This is a genomic window from Bradyrhizobium sp. UFLA05-125 (genome assembly GCF_059803515.1).
Genome location: NZ_JBANBJ010000108.1, coordinates 1 through 22,828, shown reverse-complemented (window position 1 = coordinate 22,828; position 22,828 = coordinate 1). Strand labels below are relative to the sequence as shown.

Annotated in this window: 20 protein-coding genes; 14 read left to right on the top strand and 6 right to left on the bottom strand. The window is 64.9% G+C overall.

What is annotated here, in order from left to right; translation table 11 throughout:
• Positions 1-654: ABC transporter substrate-binding protein (locus tag SO156_RS42975; protein WP_498539059.1), on the bottom strand; the 654-nt coding region annotated here is incomplete at its 3' end.
• A 179-nt stretch (positions 655-833) separates the two neighbouring features.
• Here SO156_RS42975 and SO156_RS42970 point away from each other — a divergent pair.
• The gene (locus SO156_RS42970; protein WP_498539058.1) at positions 834-1,361 is read left to right on the top strand and encodes a methylated-DNA--[protein]-cysteine S-methyltransferase; all 528 of its coding nucleotides are present in this window, start codon (positions 834-836) and stop codon (positions 1,359-1,361) included.
• Positions 1,362-1,383: 22 nt separating this feature from the next.
• On the opposite strand, the gene SO156_RS42965 is transcribed toward SO156_RS42970, so the two are convergent.
• Positions 1,384-4,173, bottom strand: a complete 2,790-nt coding sequence (locus SO156_RS42965) for a [protein-PII] uridylyltransferase (protein ID WP_498539057.1) — start codon at positions 4,171-4,173, stop codon at positions 1,384-1,386.
• A gap of 189 nt (positions 4,174-4,362) precedes the next feature.
• Between SO156_RS42965 and SO156_RS42960 the strand changes: the two genes are divergently transcribed.
• From SO156_RS42960 to SO156_RS42940, 5 genes are all read left to right on the top strand, one after another.
• Positions 4,363-5,337 (top strand): aliphatic sulfonate ABC transporter substrate-binding protein, encoded by a 975-nt coding sequence (locus SO156_RS42960; protein ID WP_498539056.1) that lies wholly within the window; start codon positions 4,363-4,365, stop codon positions 5,335-5,337.
• Positions 5,338-5,558: 221 nt separating this feature from the next.
• Positions 5,559-6,398, top strand: coding sequence for an ABC transporter permease (locus SO156_RS42955; RefSeq protein ID WP_498539060.1), 840 nt, complete (start codon positions 5,559-5,561; stop codon positions 6,396-6,398).
• Positions 6,398-7,183 (top strand): ABC transporter ATP-binding protein, encoded by a 786-nt coding sequence (locus SO156_RS42950; RefSeq protein WP_458148348.1) that lies wholly within the window; start codon positions 6,398-6,400, stop codon positions 7,181-7,183. The genes SO156_RS42955 and SO156_RS42950 overlap by 1 nt, the downstream gene beginning before the upstream one ends.
• A gap of 54 nt (positions 7,184-7,237) precedes the next feature.
• Complete coding sequence (locus SO156_RS42945; RefSeq protein WP_458148347.1) at positions 7,238-7,747, top strand: OsmC family protein; 510 nt, start codon at positions 7,238-7,240, stop codon at positions 7,745-7,747.
• Positions 7,748-7,946: 199 nt separating this feature from the next.
• Positions 7,947-8,747, top strand: coding sequence for a hypothetical protein (locus SO156_RS42940; protein ID WP_458148346.1), 801 nt, complete (start codon positions 7,947-7,949; stop codon positions 8,745-8,747).
• A 125-nt stretch (positions 8,748-8,872) separates the two neighbouring features.
• On the opposite strand, the gene mutS is transcribed toward SO156_RS42940, so the two are convergent.
• Positions 8,873-11,611 carry a DNA mismatch repair protein MutS gene (gene mutS, locus SO156_RS42935; protein WP_498539055.1) on the bottom strand — a complete coding sequence of 913 codons (2,739 nt, stop codon included), beginning with the start codon at positions 11,609-11,611 and terminating at the stop codon, positions 8,873-8,875.
• Positions 11,612-11,827: 216 nt separating this feature from the next.
• Here mutS and pcaF point away from each other — a divergent pair, with 216 nt between their 5' ends.
• The 5 genes from pcaF to SO156_RS42910 all read left to right on the top strand — a co-directional run bounded on the left by pcaF (position 11,828) and on the right by SO156_RS42910 (position 16,610).
• Entirely contained in the window at positions 11,828-13,036 is a 1,209-nt protein-coding gene (gene pcaF / locus SO156_RS42930) for a 3-oxoadipyl-CoA thiolase (RefSeq protein ID WP_498539054.1), read from the top strand.
• 119 nt (positions 13,037-13,155) lie between these two features.
• Positions 13,156-14,049: a dioxygenase family protein gene (locus tag SO156_RS42925; protein ID WP_458148343.1), complete on the top strand. Its 894-nt coding sequence runs from the start codon at positions 13,156-13,158 to the stop codon at positions 14,047-14,049.
• Between the two features lie 120 nt (positions 14,050-14,169).
• Positions 14,170-14,871, top strand: a complete 702-nt coding sequence (gene pcaH, locus SO156_RS42920; protein ID WP_458148342.1) for a protocatechuate 3,4-dioxygenase subunit beta — start codon at positions 14,170-14,172, stop codon at positions 14,869-14,871.
• Positions 14,872-15,462, top strand: coding sequence for a protocatechuate 3,4-dioxygenase subunit alpha (gene pcaG / locus SO156_RS42915; protein WP_498539053.1), 591 nt, complete (start codon positions 14,872-14,874; stop codon positions 15,460-15,462). It begins immediately after the preceding gene.
• A gap of 83 nt (positions 15,463-15,545) precedes the next feature.
• The gene (locus SO156_RS42910) at positions 15,546-16,610 is read left to right on the top strand and encodes a phosphotransferase (RefSeq protein ID WP_498539052.1); all 1,065 of its coding nucleotides are present in this window, start codon (positions 15,546-15,548) and stop codon (positions 16,608-16,610) included.
• 232 nt (positions 16,611-16,842) lie between these two features.
• Here the strand turns inward: SO156_RS42910 and SO156_RS42905 are convergent, their stop codons facing one another.
• From SO156_RS42905 to SO156_RS42895, 3 genes are read right to left on the bottom strand one after another with little or no spacing between them, the layout of a single operon-like run.
• Positions 16,843-18,399 carry an MDR family MFS transporter gene (locus SO156_RS42905; RefSeq protein ID WP_498539051.1) on the bottom strand — a complete coding sequence of 519 codons (1,557 nt, stop codon included), beginning with the start codon at positions 18,397-18,399 and terminating at the stop codon, positions 16,843-16,845.
• 5 nt (positions 18,400-18,404) lie between these two features.
• Positions 18,405-19,574, bottom strand: a complete 1,170-nt coding sequence (locus tag SO156_RS42900) for an HlyD family secretion protein (RefSeq protein ID WP_498539050.1) — start codon at positions 19,572-19,574, stop codon at positions 18,405-18,407.
• The gene (locus SO156_RS42895; RefSeq protein WP_498539049.1) at positions 19,567-20,049 is read right to left on the bottom strand and encodes a MarR family winged helix-turn-helix transcriptional regulator; all 483 of its coding nucleotides are present in this window, start codon (positions 20,047-20,049) and stop codon (positions 19,567-19,569) included. The genes SO156_RS42900 and SO156_RS42895 overlap by 8 nt, the downstream gene beginning before the upstream one ends.
• A 157-nt stretch (positions 20,050-20,206) precedes the next feature.
• Between SO156_RS42895 and SO156_RS42890 the strand changes: the two genes are divergently transcribed.
• From SO156_RS42890 to ispG, 3 genes are all read left to right on the top strand, one after another.
• On the top strand, positions 20,207-20,698 hold the full coding sequence (locus tag SO156_RS42890; protein WP_458148336.1) for a Fur family transcriptional regulator: 492 nt from the start codon (positions 20,207-20,209) through the stop codon (positions 20,696-20,698).
• 32 nt (positions 20,699-20,730) lie between these two features.
• A complete protein-coding gene (locus SO156_RS42885) occupies positions 20,731-21,684 on the top strand; it encodes a DMT family transporter (RefSeq protein WP_458148335.1) in 954 nt (317 codons plus the stop codon).
• Between the two features lie 12 nt (positions 21,685-21,696).
• A partial coding sequence (ispG, locus tag SO156_RS42880) for a flavodoxin-dependent (E)-4-hydroxy-3-methylbut-2-enyl-diphosphate synthase (RefSeq protein ID WP_498539048.1) occupies positions 21,697-22,828 on the top strand: 1,132 nt, incomplete at its 3' end.

The window sequence follows — 22,828 nt, the reverse complement described above, 5'->3', positions numbered from 1 at the left end:
GGTCGGATCCGAGACTTCGTAAGACGCTTCCGCCACGATCATCTTTGTGGCCTTGTCGCCGAGGCCGGCCTTGATGCCGTTCAGATAGTCTTTGCCGAGATCGTCGTTCTGATAGAGGATGCCGATCTTGGCGTTCGGATGGTTCTTGATGATGTACTGGCCGTAGATGCGGCCTTCGACGAAGTAGTTGGGATTGTATCCCATCGTCCACGGGAAGTTCTTCGGATCGGTGAACCGCGACGCGCCAGTGGCGGCAAAGAGCTGCGGCACCTTCTTGGAATTGAGATATTTCTGCACGGCCGCATTCGAGGGCGTCCCGAGAAGCTGAAAGGTGAGCAGCACCTCGTCGCTCTCGACCAGCTTGCGGACCTGCTCGACCGCCTTCGGCGGGCTATAGGCGTCGTCATACTGGATCAGGTTGATCTTGCGGCCGTTCACGCCGCCCTGATCGTTGATCATCTTCATGTAGGCGGCCTGCGTCTTGCCGATGGTGGCATAGGCGGAAGCCGGACCGCTGAATGGATTGGTCTGGCCGATCTTGATCTCGGTATCGCTGGCGCCGGGGTCGTATTTCTTCTGGGCGAGCGCCGGCGTCGCCGCGAGCGCGAGGGCGAATGCCGCGGTGGCGGCCAAACGGGCTAGGTGATTGTTCATCTCAGAATCTTCCTCCTGACGGAATTTGTTCGCCAACGGTCTGTTTCCGCTGTTTGCAACGGGTGCCATCGCTGTCAGGGATTGTGGAGGAAGCTCCGTCACGGCGCAAGGCGGGTCTGTTTTCGGGTGGTGTTTGCGGTGCTGGCGCGGCAACGTTCCCCATCCTTGCGGAGACAATGATGACGACCTCGACGCAAATTCCGGCAGCCTTTGGCCTCGATCGCCTGACAACGCCGATCGGGATCGCTCTGCTCGTTACGGATGCAGGAGGCACGCTGCGCGCGCTCGATTGGGAGGACCACGAGCACCGCATGTGCGAACTGCTGCGTCTCCATTATGGTGCGGTGGATTTGCGCGCGCAGCGCGCGCCGGGCGACATGCGATCCGCGCTGTCAGGCTATTTCGAGGGTGATCTCGGCAAGCTCAAAACCATCAGGTGGCGTGTCGCCGGCACGCCGTTCCAGCGCAAGGTCTGGACGGCGCTCGCAACGATTCCCTCAGGCACGACGCTGAGCTATGGCGCATTTGCGGCAAAGCTAGACATGCCCAGGGCGGTGCGCGCTGTCGGCCACGCCAATGGCTCCAATCCGATCAGTGTTGTGCTGCCCTGTCACCGGCTGATCGGCGCCGACGGTTCGCTGGTGAAATACGGCGGCGGCCTCGAGCGCAAGCGCTGGCTGCTGAGGCATGAGGGCGTGGAGGTGTAGCGAAGGTCGTGCCAACTTCACCTCACGCTGCCGGCTGAACCGCCTTCTCGCCCGCCATCACATGCGTCAAGGCGCTCTTGATCGCAGCCTGCCGCGTCGGCGCGTTGATTTGCGCGCCGAGGAGGTCGGTGACGTAGAACACGTCTCGCGCGCGTTCGCCGAAGGTCGCAACATGCGCGGAGGCGATGTTGAGATTCAGTTTGGAGATCGCGGTGGTCAACTCGTAGAGCAGGCCGGGGCGGTCGAGGCCGGAGACCTCGATCACGGTGTAGCGGTCGGACCACTGGTTGTTGATGATCACTTCCGGCTCGATCACGAACGGCTTCGCCTTGCTGCGCACGGTGCGCCGCGCCACCACCTCGGGCAGCCGCAGCTTGCCTTCCAGCACGTCCTCGATCATCTCGCCGATGCGCGTCGCGCGGCGGCCTTCGTCCTCATCGCGATCGTATTCTCGGGAGATCGAGATGGTGTCCAGCGCACGGCCGTCGGTCGTCGTGTAGATCTGGGCGTCGACGATGTTGGCGCCGGCGGACGCGCAGGCGCCCGCGATGATCGACAGCAGCCAGGGATGGTCGGCGGCGAAGATCGTGAGCTCCGTGACGCCGCGCACCTCGTCGAAGCCGACATTGATTGCAAGCTTGTGGCCGGCCTGCTCGCTCGAGCGCACGAAGCGCGCGTGGCGCATCTTGCGCGGCAGCTCGACCTTGAGCCAGTAGGCCGGATAGTGCCGGCCGACATAGCCATCGAGCTCATCCTTGGGCCATTCGGCGAAGGCGATGCGGAATTCCGCCTGCGCGGCGGCAAGGCGCTTGCCCCGGTCCACTTCCGAGAAGCCGCCGGTCAGCACCGGCTCGGTCTCGTAATAAAGCGAACGCAAGAGCTGTGCCTTCCAGCCGTTCCACACGCCGGGGCCGACGCCGCGGATGTCCGCGGTGGTGAGGATCGTGAGCAGCTTCATCTGCTCGACCGACTGCACCACGGCGGCAAAGTTCTCGATCGTCTTGCGGTCGGAGAGATCGCGCGACTGCGCGACCGTGGACATGGTCAGATGCTCCTCAATCAGCCACGCCACGAGCTCGGTATCGGCCGGGCTGAAGCCGAGCCGCGGACAGAGCCGGCGCGCTACCTTGGCGCCCGCGATGGAGTGATCCTCGGGCCGTCCCTTGGCGATGTCGTGCAGGAGCGTGGCGATATAGATCACCGGCCGGTGCTCAGACCGAGTCTTGCGCATGAGGTCGCTGGCGAGTGTGAACTCCTCGATGCCGCCGCGCTCGATGTCCTGCAGGAAGCCGATGCAGCGGATCAGATGCTCGTCGACCGTATAGTGATGATACATGTTGAACTGCATCATCGAGACGATCTTGCCGAAGGCGCGGATGAAATGGCCGAGCACGCCGGTCTCGTTCATCCGCCGCAGCACTGTCTCGGCGTCATTGGACGTCAAAATCTCCATGAACAGCCGATTAGCTTCGGGATTCTCGCGGAGCTGCGCGTTGATCAGGTTGAGCGAGCGCGTCACGTTACGCATCGCGTCGGGGTGGAAGGCGAGGTTGTTCTTCTGCGCCAGGCGGAAGATGCGGATCAGGTTGACCGGATCGTGCTTGAACACGTCGGGTGCAGCCAGGTTGATACGGTTGTTGTCGACGATGAAGTCGTCGCTATCAGGCACGCGCCGCTTCACGGTGCTGGGTCGCAGGCGCGCCATCATCCGGCTCAGCACTGGCGCGGGCTTGGCCTGCTGGTCCTCCAGCTTCGCGCACAGGATGGCGGTGAGGTTGCCGACTTCCTTGGCGACCAGGAAGTAGTGCTTCATGAAGCGCTCGACGTCCTGCATGCCGGGATGCGAGGTATAGCCGAGGCGCACCGCGATCTCGCGCTGGAGGTCGAAGGAGAGACGCTCCTCCGCGCGGCCGCAGTAGAAATGCAGGTTACAGCGCACCGACCAGAGGAAGTCGGCGCAGCGGCGGAAGGTGCGGTACTCCTGCGCGTCGAACACGCCGCGCTCGGCGAGCTCGTCGGTGTCGCGTACGCGATAGACGTATTTCGCGATCCAGAACAGCGTGTGCAGGTCGCGCAGGCCGCCCTTGCCGTCCTTGACGTTGGGCTCGACCAGATAGCGCGACTGGCCGCCGCGGCGATGCCGCTCCTCGCGCTCGGCGAGCTTTGCGGTGACGAACTCGGATGCGGTGCCCTGCACCACTTCCTTGTCGAACCGCGCGACCAGCTCGTCATAGAGCGGCTGGTCGCCGGTGAGGAAGCGCGTCTCCAGGATCGCGGTGCGGATGGTCATGTCGCCGCGCGCCTGTCGAATCGATTCATCGACCGAACGCGTGGCGTGACCAACCTTCAGGCCCATGTCCCAGAGGCAATAGAGGATGGCTTCGGCGACCTGCTCGCCCCAGGCGGTCTGCTTGTAGGGCAGGATGAACAAGAGATCGATGTCGGATTCCGGTGCCATCAGGCCGCGACCATAACCGCCGGTCGCAACCACCGCCATGCGCTCGGCGCCGGTCGGAATCGGCGAGCGGTAGAGATGGCGGGTCGCGGCCGAATAGAGGATGCGGATGATCTCGTCCTGCACGTGGCACAGCCGCTCGGCGCAGCGCCGGCCGTGGCGGTCTTTCAGCAGGATCTTCTGCGCTTCCGCGCGCGCAGCGATCAGCTCGGCCTTGAGCAGTTGCGCCATCGCCGTGCGGAACGTGTCCTCGCGCCCCTCATGCTTTGCGGCAAGCGCATCGACTGCGGCGGTAATCCGCGCGCTGTCGAAGCGATCATCGATCTCCTGCTTGTGCTGGCTCGCGACACTGTCCATGCTTCACCGGATATAAGAGGCGACGGGCGCTGTCACCCGCCATTCTCTCGCAATAGTCATTCCATGCTTGGAAAGGCCGGCTTTCGGCAAACTTGTTCTCGGTCGGCCCGGTTTCAAGGCGGTGATTTTCTCGTTGACCTCCAGATATAACTCATTGAAAAGCAATGAAGTTTCGCAAGGAGGCCGGGCATGACCAGATTTTCACGTCGCATTCTGCTGGCGGGCGCTGCAGCGCTCGTGCTGACCCCTGGTTTGGCGCACGCAGCCGAGCCGCTGAAGGAGCTTCGCATCGACTGGGCGACCTACAATCCGGTGTCGCTGGTCCTGAAGCAGAAGGGGCTTCTAGAGAAGGAGTTCGCCAAGGACGGCATCAGCATCACCTGGGTGCAGTCGGCCGGCTCCAACAAGGCGCTCGAATTCCTCAATGCCGGCTCGATCGATTTCGGCTCGACTGCGGGTTCGGCGGCGCTGGTCGCAAGGATCAATGGCAACCCGATCAAGTCGATCTACGTCTATTCGCGCCCCGAATGGACGGCGCTGGTCACGACAAAGGACTCCAAGATCGCTGACGTGGCTGATCTGAAGGGCAAGCGCGTCGCGGTGACACGCGGCACCGATCCGCACATCTTCCTCGTGCGTGCGCTGCTCGGGGCGGGCCTGTCGGAGAAGGACATCACGCCGGTGCTGCTCCAGCATGCCGACGGCAAGACCGCGCTGATCCGTGGCGACGTCGACGCCTGGGCCGGCCTCGATCCGATGATGGCGCAGGCCGAGGTCGAGGAGGGCGCAAAGCTGTTCTACCGCAAGGCCGACGCCAACACCTGGGGCATCCTCAATGTGCGCGAGCAGTTCCTGAAGGACTATCCGGACATCGTGCGCCGCGTGCTCGCAGTGTACGAGGACGCGCGAAAGCATTCGCTGGCGAATTACGACGAGCTGAAGAAGACCTTCATTGCGGTGACGAAGCTGCCCGATGCCGTCGTCGACAAGCAGCTCAAGGAGCGCACCGAGCTGACCCACAGCCGCATCGGCGCACCGCAGCGCGAGTCGATCCTCGCCGCCGGCCTCGCGCTCCAGCAGGCTGGCGTCGTCGACGCCAAGGTCGACGTCAAGGCCACGCTCGATGCCCTGATTGACGACCAGGTCCCACTGCCGACGAATTGAGGTTGACCTGTAGCCCGGATGGCGCGAAGCGAAATCCGGGACTGTTCGATCAACGGAGAAACCCGGATTGCGCTGCGCTCCATCCGGGCTACGCAGGTGGAAAGACGCCCACTCGCGCAACAAACTCCGCCGTCGTCCCGGGGCGCGAAGCGAGCCCGGGACGACGGTTGTGAACGCGGCAACACTGTTGCAATCCCTTACAAGACGCGCTTGCTATGGCTATGAGCTTCGAAGCCCCAGCGGTGGAACAGTCCGATAGTGGCATAACGCGTGCGCCGCGCTTGTCGCGCTATGCACGGCCGCTGATCGGGCTCGCGCTGCCGCTGACGCTCGCGCTTGGCTGGGAGCTCGTGGTCTGGCTCGGCTATGCCAACGGCCGGCTGGTGCCGCCACCCTCGCGCGTCCTTGCGACCATTCTCGATCTTGCCCGCTCGGGCGAACTGACCCGGCACATCGCCGCGACGTTGTCGCGCGTCGGTCTCGGCTTCGTGCTCGGCGTCGTCGCGGGCACGCTGCTCGGTGCCATTGCCGGCTACTGGTCGCTGGCGCGCCGGCTTCTCGATCCGACCGTGCAGGCGCTGCGTGCGATTCCTTCGATTGCCTGGGTACCGCTGTTCATCCTTTGGCTCGGCATCTTCGAAACCTCCAAGATCGCGCTGATCGCGGTCGGCGTGTTCTTTCCGGTTTATCTCGGCGTGATGGGCGCGATTCTCATCGTCGATCGCAAGATCGTCGAGGTCGGCCGCATCTTCCGTCTGTCCGGCCCGGCCATGATCCGCCGCATCCTGCTGCCCGCCGTGCTCCCGGCTTACATCGTGTCGCTGCGCGTCGGGCTCGGTCTCGGCTGGATGTTCGTCGTTGCCGCCGAATTCATGGGCGCCTCCGAGGGCCTCGGCTATCTCCTGATCGATGGCCAGCAGCTCGGCAAGCCCGCACAGATCGTGGCCGCGATCGTCATCTTCGCCATCCTCGGCAAGCTCACCGACTGGCTGATCGAGATCGCGACGGCGCCGCTGCTGCGCTGGCAGGATGCCTTTGGGCGCGAGCGCGGAGGGGTGTGATGCTGGCGCTCGAACGGGTGAGCAAGACCTATCCCAATGGCGTCGAGGCGCTGGCGCGCTTCTCGGCAGCGATCAATCAGGGCGAGATCGTCGCCATCATCGGCGGTTCCGGCTGCGGCAAGTCCACGCTGCTGCGCGCCATTGCCGGGCTCGATCGCGCCAGCTCCGGCACGGTGACGCTCGATGACGAGGCGATAACGTCGCCGCATGCCAAGATCGGCATCATCTTCCAGGAGCCGCGGCTGCTGCCCTGGCTCAGCGTCGCCGACAATATCGGCTTCGGCCTTGCGGACCTCCCCGCGAGCGAACGGCGCGAAAAAGTTGCGCGGGCGCTCGATCGCGTCGGGCTTGTCGACAAGGCCGAGGCCTGGCCGCGCGAGCTCTCCGGCGGACAGGCGCAGCGCGTCGCGATCGCGCGTGCGCTGGTGCCGCAGCCCGAAGTGCTGCTGCTCGACGAGCCGTTTTCGGCGCTCGATGCCTTCACCCGCCGCGATCTCCAGGACCATCTGCTCGGCCTCTGGGCCGATACGCGCCCGACGCTGATCCTGGTCACCCATGACGTCGACGAGGCTGTGGTGCTGGCCGATCGCGTGCTCGTGATGCGGCCGCGCCCGGGCCGGCTGTTCGACCAGATCGAGATCAATCTCGCACGCCCGCGCGACCGCAACTCGCCGCTGTTCGACAGCTTCAAGCGCAACGTCCTGACCTCGCTCGACCGCTCGCTCGATCGCAACGTGCCTGACCGTGACGCAACCCAGGGTCCCGGCCAGGCGATGTGGTGGTGACAATTTTGCTCCCAGCCGGTACATCGAGGGGCGATCTTCCGGGAGAGAACAAAAATGGATGCCGCAGAACTCCGCCAGATGCAGGCCCCGATCAAGGAACGCTACAAGACCGATCCGAAGGCCGCGCTGATCACGCTCAAGGCCAAGGGCTCGACCGACAGCGATGGCATCGCCTGCAAGGTCGAGACCGGCCGCGCGCTCGCGGTCGCCGGCCTGCATCCGGCGACCGGCGGCTCCGGGCTGGAGCTTTGCTCGGGCGACATGCTGCTCGAGGCGCTGGTTGCCTGCGCCGGCGTCACGCTTAAATCGGTCGCGACAGCGATCGATGTGCCCTTGAAGACCGGCAACGTCTACGCCGAGGGCGACCTCGATTTCCGCGGCACGCTCGGCGTCGACAAGGAGACGCCGGTCGGCTTCGCCGAGATACGCCTGCGCTTCGAGGTCGACACCGACGCCCCGCAGGACAAGCTCGACCTGCTGCTGAAGCTCACCGAACGCTATTGCGTGGTCTATCAGACCATCAAGAACGGCCCGAAGGTTTCAGTGTCGATGCAGCGGATGTGACTTCCTTACCCTCCCCTGGAGGGGGAGGGTCGATCGCGCGTAGCGCGAGCGGGGTGGGGTGATCTCTCCACTCGGGCGCCGCTTCCGTCGAGAGACTGTCACCCCACCCCGCTGCGCATTCCGCTTCGCTCCATGCACAGCGACCCACGAGCGAGCTGCGCTCGTCTCGGACCCCTCCAGGGGAGGGTAAGACAAGAAAATGCCCGCCGAACTTGCCTTCATACTCTTCCTCCTCCTGCGCATGGCGATCGCTGCGGCGTTCGTCGTGACGGCGTCCGTTATCACCGAACGCTCGGGTCCGGTGATCGGTGCACTGGTGGCGACGCTCCCCATCTCGGCCGGTCCCTCCTACGTCTTCCTCGCACTCGACCACGACGCCGCCTTCATCGCCCAGGGGGCGCTGGCGAGCCTTCCCGTCAACGCCGCGACGATCTTCCTCGGGCTCACCTATGTCGTGCTGGCGCAACGGCACAGCTTTCTGGTGAGCGTCGGAAGCGCAGTCGCGGTGTGGATCGTGCTTGCATCCGTCATCCGCATGTTCGATTGGACCTTGACGGCCGGACTTGCGGTTAACCTGATCGCATTCGGCATCTGCATTCCGCTGCTGGCGCGCTACCGCCACGTGAAGATGCCGCTGGTCACGCGCCGCTGGTATGACATTCCCTTCCGCGCCGCGCTGGTCGCAACTCTCGTTGCTATCGTTGTCTCGACGTCGGGCTGGGTCGGCCCCAGGGTCTCCGGCGTCATCGCGCTCTATCCGATCGTCTTCACCAGCATGATGGTGATCCTGCACCCGCGCATCGGCGGCCCACCGACCGCGGCCGTGCTTGCCAACTCCGCCTGGGGCCTGCTCGGCTTCGGCATGGCGATCGCGGTGCTGCACGTCGCGGTCGTGCAGTTCGGCTCGGCGATCGGCCTCAGCCTTGCGCTCGCGACCTGCGTCGTCTGGAATTTGACGCTGTGGTGGATGGGGCGGAGGAAGCGGCTGGCGAAGGCGTGAGCTTTGTAAGGTGGGTTAGCGAAGCGAAACCCACCGCTTCTGTCACCGCGGACGCGAAAGAGGTGGGTTACGCCTAGCGGACTGCGCTTCGCGCAGCCGCAGGGCTAACCCACCCTACCGCACCGTCACTGCTTCGGCAGCTTGGCCTTCAACGCATAGAGCGCATCGAGCGCCTCGCGCGGGGACATCTCGTCGGGGTGCAACGCCTTCACCGCTTCCATGAGCAGCTCGGCTTCGCTTGGCGGCGGGGCTTCCGCGGTGGCGCGTGAGGGGACTGCGAACAGCGGGAGATCATCGACCAGCGCCCGCGCGGTCTGGCCGCGGTCTTGTGCTTCGAGTTTCGCCAGCACGGATTTCGCACGCGTGGTGACAGCGGGCGGGAGTCCCGCCAGCTTTGCGACCTGGATGCCGTAGGAGCGGTCGGCCGAGCCCGGCAGCACCTCGTGCAGGAACACGACGTTGCCCTGCCATTCCTTGACCCGCACCGTGGCGTTGAACATCCGCGGCAGCTTTGCCGAGAGCGCGGTGAGCTCGTGATAATGCGTGGCGAACAGCGTCCGGCAGCGATTGCTCTCGTGCAGATGCTCGATCGCGGCCCAGGCGATCGAGAGGCCGTCGAAGGTCGCAGTTCCACGCCCGATCTCGTCGAGAATGACGAGCGAGCGCTCGCCGGCCTGATTGAGGATCGCCGCGGTCTCGACCATTTCCACCATGAAAGTCGAACGTCCGCGGGCGAGATCGTCGGCGGCGCCGACGCGCGAGAATAGCCGGTCGACGATGCCAATGCGGGCGCGCGAAGCGGGCACGAAGCTGCCGATCTGCGCCATCAGCGTAATCAGCGCGTTCTGGCGCAGGAAGGTCGATTTACCGGCCATGTTGGGTCCGGTGAGCAGCCAGAGCTGGCCGGATTTCTGTGCCGGCGCCGGCGACAGGTCGCAGGCATTGGCAATGAACGGCTCGCCATTGCGCTTCAACGCCTGCTCGACCACCGGATGGCGCCCGGCCTCGATCGCAAAGCCCAAGGAACCGTCGACCTCGGGCCGCACATAATTCTCGTCGACCGCGAGCTTTGCCAGCGACGTCGCGACATCGAGCAGCGCGAAGCCATGGGCGGCGGCGCGCAGGTCCTCGCTGATCGCGAGCGCCTTGGCGCAGAGCCGCTCGAAGATTTCGAGCTCGAGCCCGAGCGCGCGGTCGCCGGCATTGGCGATTTTGGCCTCGATCTCCCCTAGCTCGGATGTCGTGAAGCGCACCTGCCCGGCCAGCGTTTGGCGGTGGATGAAGGTCGCGTTCAACGGCGCCGACATCAGCTTGTCCCCATGCTGCGCGGTCACCTCGACGAAATAGCCGAGCACGTTGTTGTGCCGGATCTTCAGGCCCTTGACGCCAGTGTCGTCGGCGTAGCGCGCCTGCATCGAGGCGACCACCAGGCGCGAGGCGTCGCGCAGGTTTCGCGCCTCGTCGAGCGTGGGCTCATAGCCTTCGCGGACGAAGCCGCCGTCGCGCTTGATCAGTGGCAATTGCTCGGCGAGGGCGCCAGCGAATTCGGATGCCAGCTCGCGCGATGGCCGCTGCAAGGCCGCCATCACGGCGGCGATCTCCTGTGGCGGCTGGTCGAGCTCAGAAAGCCGTGCCAGCGCCTGGTCGGCCGCCAAAATGCCGTCGCGGATCCCGGCGAGATCGCGCGGTCCGCCGCGGCCGACCGAGAGCCGCGCCAGCGCGCGCGACATGTCGGGGGCGCCGCGCAGGATGCTGCGGATGTCTTCGCGCGCGGCCGAATCCGAGACGAAGGTGCTGACCGCATCGAGCCGCCGCACGATCCCGGCTGCGTCAGTCAGCGGTGCCGCCAGCCGCTGTGCGAGCAGACGGGAGCCGGCCGATGTCACCGTGCAATCGATGGCATCGAGCAGCGAGCCGCGCCGTTCGCCGGCGAGCGTCCGCGTCAGCTCGAGATTGGCGCGGGTGGCGGGATCGATCGCCATCGTCGCGCCCGAGGCCTCGCGCGCGGGCGGCGACAGCGGCGGATGTTTGCCGACCTGGGTGCGGTCGACATAGGTGACGGCCGCGGCCGCAGCCGTGGCCTCAAGCCGCGTGAGCTGCGCGAGCCCGTCCATGGTCGCGACGGCGAAATAGTCGCACAGACGTTTCTCGGCGGTGGCGCCGTCGAAGACGTCGCGGGTCAGCGGCGTCACCGCCGGCAGCTCACGCAAGATGGGTCCGAGTTCGCTGTCGTTATACAGCGCGTCGGTGACAACAACCTCGTTCGGATTGATGCGCGCCAGCGTTGCCGCAAGCTCGCCGCCTGCGCATTCCGTCACCATGAACTCGGCGGTCGAGATGTCGATCCAAGCGAGCCCGAAGCGGTCGCCGCCGGAAGAGGAGCGGGCGCGCGCGATCGCCAGCAGATAGTTGTTGGCGCGCGCATCGAGCAGCGTGTCCTCGGTCAGCGTGCCCGGCGTGACCAGCCGAACCACGCCGCGGCGCACGACGCTTTTGTTGCCGCGCGCCTTGGCGGCGGCGGGATCCTCTGTCTGCTCGCAGACCGCAACCCGATGGCCGGCGCTGATCAGGCGATGCAGATAGTCCTCGGAGCGCTCGACCGGCACGCCGCACATCGGGATATCCGCGCCCTGATGCTTGCCGCGCTTGGTCAGCACGATGCCGAGCGTCCTGGAGGCGATCTCGGCGTCCTCGAAGAACAACTCGTAGAAGTCGCCCATCCGGTAGAACAGCAGCAAGCCCGGATGCGCCGCCTTGATCTCCAGGTACTGTTCCATCATCGGCGTGACGCGCGCGAAGGCTTCCGCTTGCGGCGGGGGTGCGTCGTCAGGGGGAAGCACTGCGATCGGCTGCTGGATACTCATGGGCGGCGCAACCTACAAAATTTCGCCCCATGGTCCTATCGCTTTGGCCGGGGAGAGCGGGTTTTCCACGTTGTCCGCACGGCGGCATGCGTTGCGGGCGTCAGGTCCCTGCGAATCGCGCGCGAAACCGTCAATTGACCTGCCGCGGGCGCCCTCCTAAAACTCCGCCGTCATTGAAGAATTTTGGCCGGACCGCGGCATTCAGGGAGAACGACGATGCGTGATGTGTTTATCTGCGATGCCATCCGGACCCCGATCGGCCGCTTCGGCGGCTCGCTCGCCAAGGTGCGCGCCGACGATCTCGCCGCCACCCCCATCAAGGCCTTGATGGCCAAGCACCCCACGCTCGACTGGTCGCAGGTGGACGAGGTGTTCTTTGGCTGCGCCAACCAGGCCGGCGAGGACAACCGCAACGTCGCGCGCATGGCGCTGCTGCTCGCAGGGCTCCCGGATTCGGTTCCCGGCCAGACGTTGAACCGCCTCTGCGCTTCCGGCCTCGATGCCGTCGGCGCGGCAGGCCGCGCCATCCGCTCCGGCGAGATCGAGTTCGCCATCGCCGGCGGCGTCGAATCCATGACGCGCGCGCCCTTTGTGATGGGCAAGTCCCAGGAAGCCTTCTCGCGCTCGGCAGAGATCTTTGACACCACCATCGGCTGGCGCTTCATCAATCCACTGCTGAAGGCGCAATACGGCGTCGACGCCATGCCCGAAACCGGCGAGAACGTCGCCGAGGAATTCCAGGTCTCGCGCGCCGATCAGGACGCCTTCGCCATCCGCTCGCAGCAGCGCGCAGGCGCGGCGATTGCCGCGGGCTATTTCGCCGAGGAGATCACGCCGATCACCATTCCCGGCGGCAAGGCCGGCCCCGTCACGGTCGACAAGGACGAGCATCCGCGTCCCGAAACGACTCTCGAGGGCCTCGCAAAACTGAAGCCGATCGTGCGCAATCCCGGCACGGTGACCGCCGGCAACGCGTCCGGCGTCAATGACGGCGCCGCTGCGATGATCCTTGCGTCCGAAGCTGCCGTGAAGAAGCATGGTCTCACGCCCCGCGCGCGCATTCTCGGCCTCGCCTCGGCCGGTGTGCCGCCGCGCATCATGGGCATTGGACCCGTGCCCGCGACCCGCAAGCTGATGGAGCGTCTGGGCAAGAAGATCAGCGATTTCGACCTGATCGAGCTGAACGAAGCTTTCGCCTCTCAAGGCATCGCCTGCCTGCGTCAGCTCGGCGTCAAGGACGACGCTGATTTCGTCAATCCGCATGGCGGCGCGATTGCGCTCGGCCATCCCCTCGGCATGAGCGGCGCGCGACTTGCGCTCACTGCCGTCCACGGCATGGAGAAGCGCGGCGGCAAGCTGGCGCTCGCCACCATGTGCGTCGGCGTCGGCCAGGGCGTCGCGGTCGCGATCGAGAAGCTGAACTGACGGGCCACGTAGTGGCCCGTCATCCCGGAGCCGCCCGAGAGGGCGGAATCCGGGATCTCGAAATTCCGGGTGTGGTCCTTTCGACTATCCCGGAATGACGGGGCAATCGGGAGGCGAGCATGATCATCGAGCGCGAGCAGGACGTCACGGCCGCGGCACTTGCGGTGATGGAGCGGACATCCGATCCGCGGCTTCGCCAGATCATGATCTCGCTGGTCAAGCACCTGCACGGCTTCGTTCGCGATGTTCGCCTGACGGAAGCGGAATTCCGCGACGCCACGGCGATCCTCGCCGAGCTCGGCAAGCTCTCGACCGATACGCACAATGAAGTCGTGCTGATGGCAGGCTCGCTCGGCGTCTCGCCGCTGGTGTGCCTGCTCAACAATGGCGATCAGGGCAATACGGAAACCGACCAGTCGCTGCTCGGACCGTTCTGGCGACTGAACTCTCCGCGGGTGGAGAATGGCGGATCGATCGTCCGCTCCGAGACGCCGGGTGCGCCGCTGTTCGTCAGCGGCCGCGTCGTGGACAGGGACGGTCGTCCCGTCGCCGGGGCGGAGGTCGATGTCTGGCATGCCTCGCCCGTCGGTCTCTATGAGAACCAGGATCCCGAGCAGGCGGACATGAACCTGCGCGGCAAGTTCACGACCGATCAGGACGGACGCTTCTCCTTCCGCTCGGTGATGATGGTCGGTTATCCGATCCCGACCAACGGTGTGGTGGGCCGCCTCCTGAAGGCACAGGGCCGGCACCCCTACCGTCCCGCGCATCTGCACGCCCTGATCTTCAAGCGCGGATTCAAGGTGCTGATCTCGCAGGTCTACGACCCAACGGATCCGCACATCGACAGCGACGTGCAGTTCGGCGTGACACAAGCGCTGATCGGCAAGTTCCTGCGCCATGATTCGCCGCATCCGACCGAGCGCGAGCTTGCGACGCCCTGGTATTCGCTCGACCATACCTACCGGCTCGAGGCCGGCGAGGCCGTTCTGCCGCGTCCGCCGATCAAATAGTGCTGCGCAGGAGGATCGCTAAACCCGCTTTCCCCATTTAGTTATATACTATAATGATTGGCGGAAGCGTTGACCGGCCGGACCAAAATGGCCGGGGAGGAGTTCGCCAGGAGCTTGGCCATGACATTCATCTATCCCGTCGACAGCAACAAGGCACATCCCTTGCCGCTGTCCCCCGACTACAAGAGCTCGATCAAGCGGGCGCCGCACAAGCCCCTGATCCCAATGCGCCACACGCTCTCGGAGCTGACCGGCCCGGTCTACGGCCACGAGACCGTGCGCAAAGGCGACAACGATCTCACCCGCATGCACAAGGGCGAGCCGCTCGGCGAGCGCATCATCGTGCACGGCCACGTGCTCGACGAGGACGGCCGCGGCGTACCCGATTCGCTGGTCGAGATCTGGCAGGCCAATGCCTGCGGCCGCTACGTGCATGTGCGCGACCAACATCCGGCACCGCTCGATCCGAACTTCACCGGCGCCGGCCGCACCCAGAGCGATGCGTCTGGCTATTATCGCTTCGTTACCATCAAGCCCGGCGCTTACCCCTGGGGTAATCATCACAATGCCTGGCGGCCCGCGCACATCCACCTCTCGGTGTTCGGCCATTCCTTCGTCACGCGCCTGGTGACCCAGATGTATTTCCCCGGCGATCCGCTGTTCCCGTTCGATCCGATCTTCAACTCGGTGCCGGACGAGAAGGCGCGCATGCGGATGGTCTCGTCCTTCGATCTCGAGAACACCGAGCCCGAATGGGCGCTGTGCTATCGCTTTGACATCGTGCTGCGCGGCAAGAACGCCACTCCAATGGAGAACACTTAAGTGAAGCCCAACGGGATCACGCCATCGCAAACCGTCGGTCCGTTCTTCAAATACGGCCTGACGCCGACCGGCGATTATGAGTGGAACGACGCCTTCACCAACTCGACGCTGACGCCCGACGTCACGGGCGACCGCCTTCGCATCGAGGGCAAGGTGTTCGATGGCGACGGGGTCGCCGTGCCGGACTGCATGCTGGAGATCTGGCAGGCCGATGCGCAGGGACGCTTTGCCGATCCGCAGGACAAGCGCGCCCTACCGAACGCCAGCTTCCGTGGCTTTGCCCGCTCCGGCACCGACAAGGACGGCAACTATTCCTTCGACACCATCAAGCCGGGCGTGGTGCCTGACCCCGACGGCAAGCCGCAGGCGCCGCATCTGTTGGTCGCGGTGTTCGCGCGCGGCATGCTCAGGCATCTCTACACCCGCATCTATTTCAGCGATGACGCCGGCCTCGCCTCCGATCCCGTGCTGGCGCTGGTGCCGGCTGATCGCCGCGCCACGCTGATTGCCGTGCGTGAAGCGGGCAAGCCGCTCTATCGCCTCGACCTGCGGCTCCAGGGCGACGACGAGACAGTGTTCTTCGACGTGTGAGATCGGAGCGCCGCCTTTGCGACGGCGCGGCTGGCGCTTCCGGGTGTGATCGTGCAGGATGAGCGCGGCACCCGGGGCGCTTCATGACAACTCCACAACTGCCGGCGGTCGCTGAGGCCGCGTATCTCACCGCCGCGCTGCGCAAGGCCGGCGTGCTGGACCGCGGCGCGGTGCGCGAGGTCAAGGTGCTGTCGTCGCGCGACACGATCGTGTCGCACATCACGCGCCTTGGCCTGCGCTATGTCGGGGAGTCGAATGGGGCGCCGCAATCCCTGATCCTCAAGACGGCCCATGCGTCGTTCGCCAAATCGCTGCCGAATGCCGGCCGACGCGAAGTGGCCTTTTACACGCAGCTTGCACCCAAGATGCCGTTGCGGCTCGTGCCACGCTGCTTCGACGGACATTTCGATGAGGAGAGCCTCGCCTGGCATCTGACACTGGAAGATCTGACTGACAGCCACGAGATCGGGACGGCGTGGCCATTGCCGCCATCACACGGGCAGGCGATGGGCATCGTCACCACGCTCGCGCGCATGCACGCGGCGTGGTGGGATCATCCAAGTCTCGGCGAGACGGTTGGCGTCTGGATGAGTGCCGAGGAGACGGCAAATCTGCTGGAGACGTTCGCCGGTCATTACGACCGCTTTGCCGATATGCTCGGCGATCGCCTCGGTGAAGAGCGGCGCGATCTCTACCACCGCTTGCTTGCGCAATGGGACCGGCTGTTCCAGCGCTACCATTCGCGCCGCCACCTCACCATCACTCACGGCGATGCCCATACCTGGAATTTCCTGCTGCCGCGCGCCGCCGTCGCCGACACCGTGCGCATCTTCGATTTCGACCAATGGCGCATCAACGTGCCGACCGGCGACCTCGCCTATATGATGGCGTTGCAATGGTATCCCGAGACCCGGCAGGCGCTCGAACGGCCGCTGCTGGACAGTTACTACGATACGCTGATCGCGCACGGCGTGACCGGCTACAGCCGCGACGCGCTTCATCGCGATTATCGCCAGTCGGTGCTCTGGCACATCACCAACCCGGTCTGGCAATGGAGCGCCAACATCCCGCCGGTGATCTGGTGGAACAATCTCCAGCGCGTGCTGCTTGCCGTCGATGAGCTCGGCTGCGAGGAGTTTTTGGAGTGAGGGGTGCCGTACGCTCAGTGGAGTGTGAGGCGCGGCGGCGGTTGAACATCTATGGTGTCGTCCCGGCGGAGGCCGGGACCCATAACCACAGGGGGCGGTTGTGGCGCGAGATGGTAGTTACCAGTCTTCGCCAAACTTCTCCCTGTGGCTATGGGTCCCGGATCGGCGCTCCGCTTCGCTTCGCGTGTCCGGGACGACCAGGGGAGTTCGTGGCTTGCCACGAAATCTCTATCTACTCCATCACCGCATGCTCCGGCCCCGCCGTCTGCTTGCGCAGCGCGGCCTTGGTTGAGCCGATCATCAGGGCCAGCGGAATGGTGCAGAGGATGAAGATCATCACGAGCGAGTAGTCGTGCGCAAACGCGATGATCTGCGCCTGGATCGCGACGATCTTGTCGGCCATCGCGCGGCCGGCGTCGGTGGAGAGGTTGATCATGCCCGCAACGTCCGGCATCTGCAGCGCATGGTTGAACGGGTTGATGTGCTCGGAGAGGATCGCATAGGTCTTGCGCGAGCCCTGGGTCAGCTCGGCGATGACGATGGAGATGCCGACCGAGCTTGCGACGTTGCGGAGCAGCGTCAGCATCGAGGTGCCGTCGGTGCGTAAATCGTTCGGGAGTGTCAGGAACGACACGGTGGAGAGCGGCACGAACACGAGGCCGAAGCCAAAGCCCTGGAAGATGCTGACGGTGATGATCTCGAGGGCCTGGGTCTGGTCGGTCCATCCGGTCATCTGGAACAGCGAGCCGGCGGTCAGCGTGAGCCCTGCAATGATCAGCGTGCGCGCCTCGAAATAGCGCATCAAGCGCCCGACCAGCATCATCGCCAGGAAGGTGCCGAATCCGCGGGTCGCGAGCAGTTCACCCGCGGTGATGATGGGATAGCCGATGACGTTCTGCAGGTAAGGCGAGGCCAGCGCCATGGTCGAGTACAGCACGAGTCCCATCACCGTCATGAAGATGCAGCCGGTGAGGAAGTTGCGGTCCTTGAACAGCGCGAAGCGGATGAACGGCCGCGAGGTCGTGAAGGAATGGGCGAAGAAATAGTAGAAGGCGATGGCCGAGACGACGAACTCGGTCACGATCTCGGCCGACTCGAACCAGTCGAGCTGCTCGCCGCGGTCGAGCGCGAGCTGCAGCGCACCGATCGCGATGGCCAGCGCCGTGAAGCCGAACCAGTCGAATTTCAGGCTGAGGTCCTTCCTGGTCTCGTCCATGAAGACCATCAGGCCGAGCACGGTGATCGCGCCAAACGGCAGATTGACGAAGAACACCCAGTGCCAGGAATAGGTCTCGGTCAGCCACGCCCCCAACGAGGGGCCCATGATCGGGCCCATCATCACGCCCATGCCCCAGATCGACATCGCCTTGGCGCGCTCCTGGAGCGTGTAGGAATCCAGCATCACGGCCTGCGACAGCGGCACCAGCGCGGCGCCGAACACGCCCTGAAGCAGACGGAACAGCACCATCTGGTTGATGTCCTGCGCGAGCCCGCACAGCACGGAGGCGAACGTGAAGCCGGCCGAGCAGATGATGAAGATGCGCTTGCGGCCGTAGCGGTTGGCGATCCAGCCCACCGGCGCGGTCATGATCGCGGCGGCGACGATGTAGGAGGTCAGGACCCAGTTGATCTGGTCCTGCGAGGCCGACAGCGTGCCCTGCATGTAGGGCAGGGCCACGTTGGCGATCGTCGTGTCCAGCGCCTGCATGATGGTCGCGGTCATGGCGCAGATCGTCACCATGTTCCGGCGCAGGCCGGGGGCCATCGCTGTGTTGGCAGGACCGGACATGGAGGTCAGTCTTCCTTGTCCTGGTTGGCATTTGCCGACGAGCCGAGCAGGCCGGCGAGCGAGCGCTGATGGCCGGTGTCGATGGTGGCGTAGACGCTCATGCCGGCCTTCAGCTTCTTCACGAACTTGTCGCTCTCGTCGAAATAGATCCGCACCGGCACGCGCTGCACGACCTTGACGAAATTACCGGTGGCGTTTTGCGGCGGCAGGATCGCGAACTGCGCACCGGTGCCCGGCGACAGCGAGCCGATCTTGCCCTTGAACACGTGGTTGGGGAACGCGTCGACCTCGAGCGTGACGGGTTGCCCGACCGCGACATAGGTGAGGTCGCTTTCCTTCGGATTGGCGTCGACCCAGGGATGGGCGACGTCGATGATGGAGAACACCGGCGTGCCGGCGGCGACATAACGGCCGAGCTGGATCTGCTCGACTTGCGTTGCGATGCCGCCCATCGAGGCGCGCACCACCGCGTGGTCGAGATTGCGCTCGGCATTCTCGAGCTTGGCCTTGGCCTGCGCGTAGGGCGGGAATTTCTCTAGCGGCAGGTCGGGATCACCCAGCAGCTGGGTCTTGGCCGTCGAGATCTGCTGCCTGACGTATTGCGCAATCGAGCCGGACGTGACCAGCGCGTTCGACGCGTTGTCGAGGTCGAGCTGCGAGCCGAAGCTGTTCTTCACCAGGGCCTGCTTGCGTTCGACGTCGCGCTGCTTCAGATCGACGCCCTTCTGGGCGAGATCGAGCATGTCGCCGTAGATCTTGATGTTGGCGACGAGGTTGTCGTAGGTGGTCTTGGCCTGTGCGAGCTGCGCCTGCGCCTCGTCCACGGCGAGGCGGAAGGGGACTGGATCGATCTCGAACAGCTCGTCGCCCTGCTTGACGAGCTGGCCTTCCTTGACCACGACCTTCTCGATCTTGCCGGAGACGTCGGGCGTCACCAGAACCTTCTGGGCGCCGACATAGGCATCGTCGGTACCGACGTAGCGTCCGCCGTGCAGATAGAAGGTGATGCCGCCGATCGCGGCCGCAGCGGGCAACACCACCATCAAGAGGAGGCGGCGATAGCGGCGCAGGCCGGCGAGCAGCCGGCGGCGCGGCTCGGTCGCGAGCTTCTTGGTGGGTTTGCCGCTTGGGCTGCCCTTCTGCTCGGGGGCGAATTTGAGGACCTGATCAGCCATAGCGCTGCTCCTTGCGTGCTTGTTCCGCTCCGCAGGTCTGGATGGCGTTGCGCACGTTTTCCTTGATTGTTTCGAGTTGGGTGAGGAGACGGTGGGCGTCCGTCGGGTTGATGCCGTCGAGCGCGTTGGCCGTGAGTTCGGACTTCAGGCCGCTCATCTTGCCGAGCAGCGCGCGGCCGGCCTTCTTCAGGTACAGGCGGTTGACGCGGCGGTCGGAGGCGTCGCTGCGGCGCTCGATCCAGTCATTGTCGCAGAGCTTGTCGATCAGCCGCGTCAGCGTGATCGGCTGCATCTCAAGGAGCTCGGCGAGCTCCGATTGCTTCATGCCCTCGCTGCGCTCGACCTTGGATAGCACCGCCCATTGCGCGCGGGTGATGCCATAGCGGGATGCCTCCTTGTCGGCATAGACCCGGAGCAGGCGATAGAGCTCGCCAAGCGTGAACAGGAAGTTCTGATCGACCGACGTGCGGCTCATAAGCTTCGTCTCCAATAAGCTTCGCATATAATAAGCAAGCTTATGATTATTTCATGGCAAGTTATCGCTGCGCTGCTCCGCCGGAAAAGCATGGCTGGCAGCCATTCGAGGCAGCGCTCTTTGGGTTCCCGGTCCGGAAATGCTAAAAGCCTGCGCGATGAGCCTCGTAAAGCCGGCCTTTCCCGCGCCTGACCACGATCACGGCCGCTGCACTGCGGATGCCTTGACGCATGCGGAAGCCGTTTGCGAGCAGCGCGCACAGAAATTCACGCCGATCCGCCGCGAGGTGCTCAAGGCGCTGCTCTCGAGCCATCGACCGCTGGGCGCCTATGAGGTGATCGACGAACTGGCCAAATCGATGCCACGGCCGGCCCCGATCACGGTCTATCGCGCGCTCGAGTTCCTGATGGCCAATAGCCTCGTGCACCGGATCGAGAGCCGTAACGCCTATCTCGCCTGCGCCCACGATCATGACGCGACCTCGGCGGTCGCGTTCCTGATCTGTGAGCGCTGCGGTCTCGTCGGCGAGATTCCGGCGGCCTCCGTCGCGCAAGGCCTCAACCAGGCTGCCCGCGCTTCCGGTTTTGCCCCCAAACTGTCCGTGGTCGAGATCACGGGCACCTGCGCCCATTGTCAGAAAGCTTCTTGATAACAACGGCGCCAAGCCGGTCCCGGGAAGAAATGTCGATAGAAACAACAAGCCCGTCCGCCGGCCGTCCCCTCAGCGCTGGCGCCATCGCCCTGATGCTCATGCTCTGCCTGACCTGGGGTTTCAACCAGATCGCGGTGAAGCTGGTCATCCCGGATATCCCGCCGGTGCTGCAGGCGACCATCCGCTCGATGGGCGCGCTGCCCGTGGTGTTCATCATCGGCACTTTGCGCGGCGCAAAATTCTTCGAGCGCGACGGCACGCTTGCCGCAGGTCTCATCGCCGGGCTGATGTTCGGCATCGAATTTGTGCTGATTTATGAGGGGCTGCGCTTCACGCCGGCCTCCCGCGCAGTCGTGTTTCTCTACACCGCGCCATTCTTCGTCGCACTCGGGTCCTACCAGGTACTGGGCGAGCGGCTCAGCGGCACGCAGTGGCTCGGCCTCGCCGTCAGCTTTGCCGGCGTGGCACTCGCGATCGGCGTGCCGCAGCCCAACGTGGATTCGCAGGTCCTGCTTGGCGACCTTATGATCGTCGGGGGCGCCGCGCTATGGGCGGCAACCACGCTGGTCGCCAAGTCGACGCGGCTGCGTTTTGCCCCGCCGGAAAAGGCCATCGGCTACCAGGTTGCGATGTCGATCCCGATTCTGGGCCTCGCTGCGTACCTCCTGGGCGAGACCATTCCCCGTGCCCCGAGCCCGCTCTCGATCACACTGATGGTGTTCCAGGCGGTCTGGGTGGTCGGAACCACGTTCACGCTTTGGTTCGCGCTGGTGAAGGTCTATTCGGCCAGCAAATTGTCGGCTTTTACCTTCATCACCCCTTTGTTTGGCGTCGTCGCTAGCTATTTCATCCTGCATGACACCCTCAGCCTCACGTTCGGGGCGGCTGCGATCCTTGTAATTGCTGGGCTTTTCCTGGTTAACCGTCCCAGCCAAGACGCCGCGGCCCCGCGCGATGCATTGCTGAATGTCACCAAAACCTGATATTTGGACCCCATGAACAAGCCCGAAAACACCATCGATTCCGACATCGCGGGGCCCGCACCGCGCCACAACACCACCCAGGTCAAGGTCGGCGACGTCGCCGTCGGCGGCGGCGCGCCCATCGTGGTGCAGTCGATGACCAACACCGACACGGCCGATATTGACGGCACCATCGCCCAGGTCGCAGCGCTGTCGCGCGCCGGTTCCGAGATGGTCCGCATTACCGTGGACCGCGAGGAGGCTGCCGCAGCCGTTCCGCACATCCGCGACGGCCTGCGCAAGCGCGGCATCACCACGCCGCTGATCGGCGACTTCCACTATATCGGCCACAAGCTGCTCGCCGACTATCCGGCCTGCGCGGAAGCGCTCGACAAGTACCGCATCAATCCCGGCAATGTCGGCTTCAAGGACAAGCGCGACACCCAGTTCGCCGACATCATCGAGATCGCCAACAAGCACGACAAGCCGGTGCGCATCGGCGCCAATTGGGGCTCGCTCGATCAGGAACTCCTGTCCAAGCTGATGGACGAGAACGCGGCCTCGGCCAATCCGCGCGATGCCCGCGCCGTGATGCGCGAAGCCATGGTGCAGTCCGCGCTGCTCTCGGCGGCGCGCGCCGAAGAGCTCGGCATGCCCAAGAACCGCATCATCCTGTCGGCCAAGGTGTCGGCGGTTCAGGATCTGATCGCGGTCTATGAGGTCCTGGCGAGCCGTTCCGACTACGCCATCCATCTCGGCCTCACCGAGGCCGGCATGGGCACCAAGGGTATCGTCGCCTCGTCCGCAGCGCTCGGCATCCTGCTGCAGCAGGGCATCGGCGACACCATCCGCATTTCGCTGACGCCGGAGCCCGGCGGCGACCGCACCCGTGAGGTGCAGGTTGGCCAGGAGCTCTTGCAGACCATGGGCTTCCGCACCTTCGTGCCGCTGGTTGCGGCCTGCCCGGGCTGCGGCCGCACCACCTCGACGACGTTCCAGGAGCTGGCGCGCTCGATCCAGGATTTCATTCGCGACGAGATGCCGACCTGGAAGACGAAATATCCCGGCGTCGAAGAACTCAACGTCGCGGTCATGGGTTGCATCGTCAACGGCCCCGGAGAATCCAAGCACGCCAATATCGGCATCTCCTTGCCCGGTACCGGTG